Genomic DNA, 3439 nt, shown 5'->3' with positions numbered 1-3439 from the left:
CCACAGTGCTTCCACGTGGGTTGGAAACGCGAACGCCGCCCCGGAGGGCGGCGTTCAAGCGTTTGGGAACGCGTGTGTATGTTGGTTGCGGGGGCAGGATTTGAACCTGCGACCTTCAGGTTATGAGCCTGACGAGCTACCGGGCTGCTCCACCCCGCGGTGTCTGTGAAGAGAGAGTTTTTTTGATGCGCTCTGCAGGTCTGGCGGCGACCTACTCTCCCACGTCTTGAGACGCAGTACCATCGGCGCGACGGGTCTTAACTTCCGAGTTCGGGATGGGATCGGGTGTTTACCTCGCGCTTTGACCACCAGACCGGCGGAGCGCATCGAGCCACGAGCGTCTTTCGGGAAGAGGTTGGGGCCGGATTTCGTCCGGCTTCCGGATCGGATCAAGCCGATCGAGCGATTAGTACCGGTCAACTGAACGCGTCGCCGCGCTTGCATCTCCGGCCTATCGACGTGGTGGTCTTCCACGGCTCTCATGCGAGACCTTGTTTTGAGGGGGGCTTCCCGCTTAGATGCCTTCAGCGGTTATCCTGTCCGGACATAGCTACCCTGCACTGCGGCTGGCGCCACAACAGGTCCACCAGTGGTCCGTCCACCCCGGTCCTCTCGTACTAGGGGCAGCTCCTCTCAAGTCTCGAACACCCACGGCAGATAGGGACCGAACTGTCTCACGACGTTCTAAACCCAGCTCACGTACCACTTTAATCGGCGAACAGCCGAACCCTTGGGACCTGCTCCAGCCCCAGGATGTGATGAGCCGACATCGAGGTGCCAAACGATGCCGTCGATATGGACTCTTGGGCATCATCAGCCTGTTATCCCCGGCGTACCTTTTATCCGTTGAGCGATGGCCCTTCCACATGGGACCACCGGATCACTATGGCCGACTTTCGTCTCTGCTCGACTTGTCAGTCTCGCAGTCAGGCGGGCTTCTGCCATTGCACTCGACGAGCGATTTCCGACCGCTCTGAGCCCACCATCGCGCGCCTCCGTTACTTTTTGGGAGGCGACCGCCCCAGTCAAACTACCCGCCACAGAGGGTCCCGGATCCGGATGACGGACCGCGGTTAGACATCAAGCGAATGAAGGGTGGTATCTCACTGGCGGCTCCACGGGAACTGGCGTCCCCGCTTCCAAGCCTCCCACCTATTCTGCACATCACGCGCCTGATGCCAGTCTGAAGCTGTAGTAAAGGTGCACGGGGTCTTTCCGTCTGACCGCGGGAACCCCGCATCTTCACGGGGAGTTCAATTTCGCTGAGTCTGCGTTGGAGACAGCGGGGAAGTCGTTACGCCATTCGTGCAGGTCGGAACTTACCCGACAAGGAATTTCGCTACCTTAGGACCGTTATAGTTACGGCCGCCGTTTACCGGGGCTTCATTTCGGAGCTTGCACCCCTCCATTTAACCTTCCGGCACCGGGCAGGCGTCAGACCCTATACGTCGCCTTGCGGCTTCGCAGAGCCCTGTGTTTTTAGTAAACAGTCGCCACCCCCTGGTCTGTGCCCCTCCCCCCTGGTTGCCCAGGAAGGAGGCCTCCTTCTCGCGAACTTACGGAGGCATTTTGCCGAGTTCCTTCAACGCAGTTCTCTCAAGCGCCTTGGTATTCTCTACCAGTCCACCTGTGTCGGTTTCGGGTACGGTCTGATGGAGGGCTATTTCCAGGAACCTCATGGCTGCCAGACCAATCCGATAAGGCCTGACAACGTCCGAGATCCGTCACATCCTCCTGGCCCAGGAATATTGACCTGGTTCCCATCGACTACGCCTTTCGGCCTCGCCTTAGGGGCCGGCTCACCCTGCTCAGATTAGCTTTAAGCAGGAACCCTTGGACTTTCGGCGGGAGTGTCTCTCACACTCCTTATCGCTACTCATGTCAGCATTCTCACTTCCATGCGCTCCAGGATAGGTCGCCCACACCCTTCGCCGCACATGGAACGCTCCGCTACCGCTCGTCCCGAGGGACGAACCCAAAGCTTCGGCTCGTGGCTTGAGCCCCGTTACATCTTCGCCGCAAGACAGCTTGACTAGACCAGTGAGCTGTTACGCTTTCTTTAAAGGATGGCTGCTTCTAAGCCAACCTCCTGGTTGTTTTGGCCGTCTCACATGCTTTCCCACTTAGCCACGAATTGGGGGCCTTAGCTGTTGGTCAGGGCTGTTTCCCTTTCCACGACGGACCTTAGCACCCGCCGTGTGTCTGCCGCATAGCGCTCCTCGGTATTCGGAGTTTGGTTAGGCTCAGTAAGTCTGTGGGACCCCATCACCCATCCAGTGCTCTACCCCCGAGGGCGTTCATGCGACGCTCTACCTAAATAGATTTCGCGGAGAACCAGCTATCTCCGAGTTTGATTGGCCTTTCACCCCTAGGCACAAGTCATCCCGATCCTTTTCAACGGATGTGGGTTCGGCCCTCCAGTGCGTGTTACCGCACCTTCAGCCTGCTCATGCCTAGATCACTCGGTTTCGGGTCTGATCCGCCGAACTGAACGCCCTGTTCAGACTCGCTTTCGCTGCGCCTACGCCTATCGGCTTAAGCTTGCTCGGCAGACCAAGTCGCTGACCCATTATACAAAAGGTACGCAGTCAGGCGCGAGGCCCTCCTGCTGTTTGTAGGCGTCCGGTTTCAGGATCTGTTTCACTCCCCTCGTCGGGGTGCTTTTCACCTTTCCCTCACGGTACTGGTTCGCTATCGGTCGACAAGGAGTACTTAGGCTTGGAGGGTGGTCCCCCCATTTTCAGACAGGATTTCACGTGTCCCGCCCTACTCTGACGGCGGTTCTCTTTACGGCTACGGGGCTGTCACCCGCTCTGGCCAAGCTTTCCAGCTTGTTCGCCTTCTTTGAACCGCACGGCCTGGTCCGCGTTCGCTCGCCGCTACTGACGGAGTCTCGATTGATGTCCTTTCCTCCGGGTACTTAGATGTTTCAGTTCCCCGGGTTCGCTCTTTGAAGCCTATGGATTCAGCCTCAAAGTACCTGCTTCGCTCGCCCATTGGCCGCCGGAAGCGGTCAATGGCCGAACGTCAGGTGGGTTGCCCCATTCGGAGATCCCGGGATCAAAGGGTGCTCTCGCCTCCCCCGGGCTTATCGCAGAGTGCCACGTCCTTCATCGCCTCTTGTCGCCAAGGCATCCACCAAACGCCCTTTTCGCGCTTGATCCGATCCGGAAGTCGAACGACGCCCTTTTGCGCGGGCCTCTCGCAAGGCCCTGCGTCGCCGCCCCTCCGGTCGATGTCCTCATTCCCGATCCCCCGCAACGGCCGTCGGCCAGGGCAGGGGACCCGGTCAGTGTTTTCTGACTTGGAAAGACCGCCTTCTCGGCCGCGCCCCAGAAGGGCCCGCCCGGAAGGCGTTCTCGTGTTTCTCTCTCTTCACGATGTCAAACCTCGAAGGCGATCCGCCTTCAAAAGGTCCTAACGAATGTCCGACGAGACC

1 tRNA gene and 2 rRNA genes are annotated in these 3439 nt (G+C 58.9%); all 3 read right to left on the bottom strand.

The window, feature by feature from the left end:
- Window positions 1-82: 82 nt before the first annotated feature.
- Window positions 83-159: transfer RNA gene (locus LY05_RS14910), tRNA-Met, on the bottom strand.
- Between the two features lie 39 nt (window positions 160-198).
- Window positions 199-313 (bottom strand): 5S ribosomal RNA (rrf, locus tag LY05_RS14905).
- Window positions 314-385: 72 nt separating this feature from the next.
- Window positions 386-3163: ribosomal RNA gene (locus LY05_RS14900) — 23S ribosomal RNA — on the bottom strand.
- Between the last annotated feature and the right edge of the window lie 276 nt (window positions 3164-3439).

This window comes from Oceanicella actignis, assembly GCF_008124525.1.
GTDB lineage: Bacteria > Pseudomonadota > Alphaproteobacteria > Rhodobacterales > Rhodobacteraceae > Oceanicella > Oceanicella actignis.
This window is presented reverse-complemented; position numbering and strand designations above follow the sequence as displayed.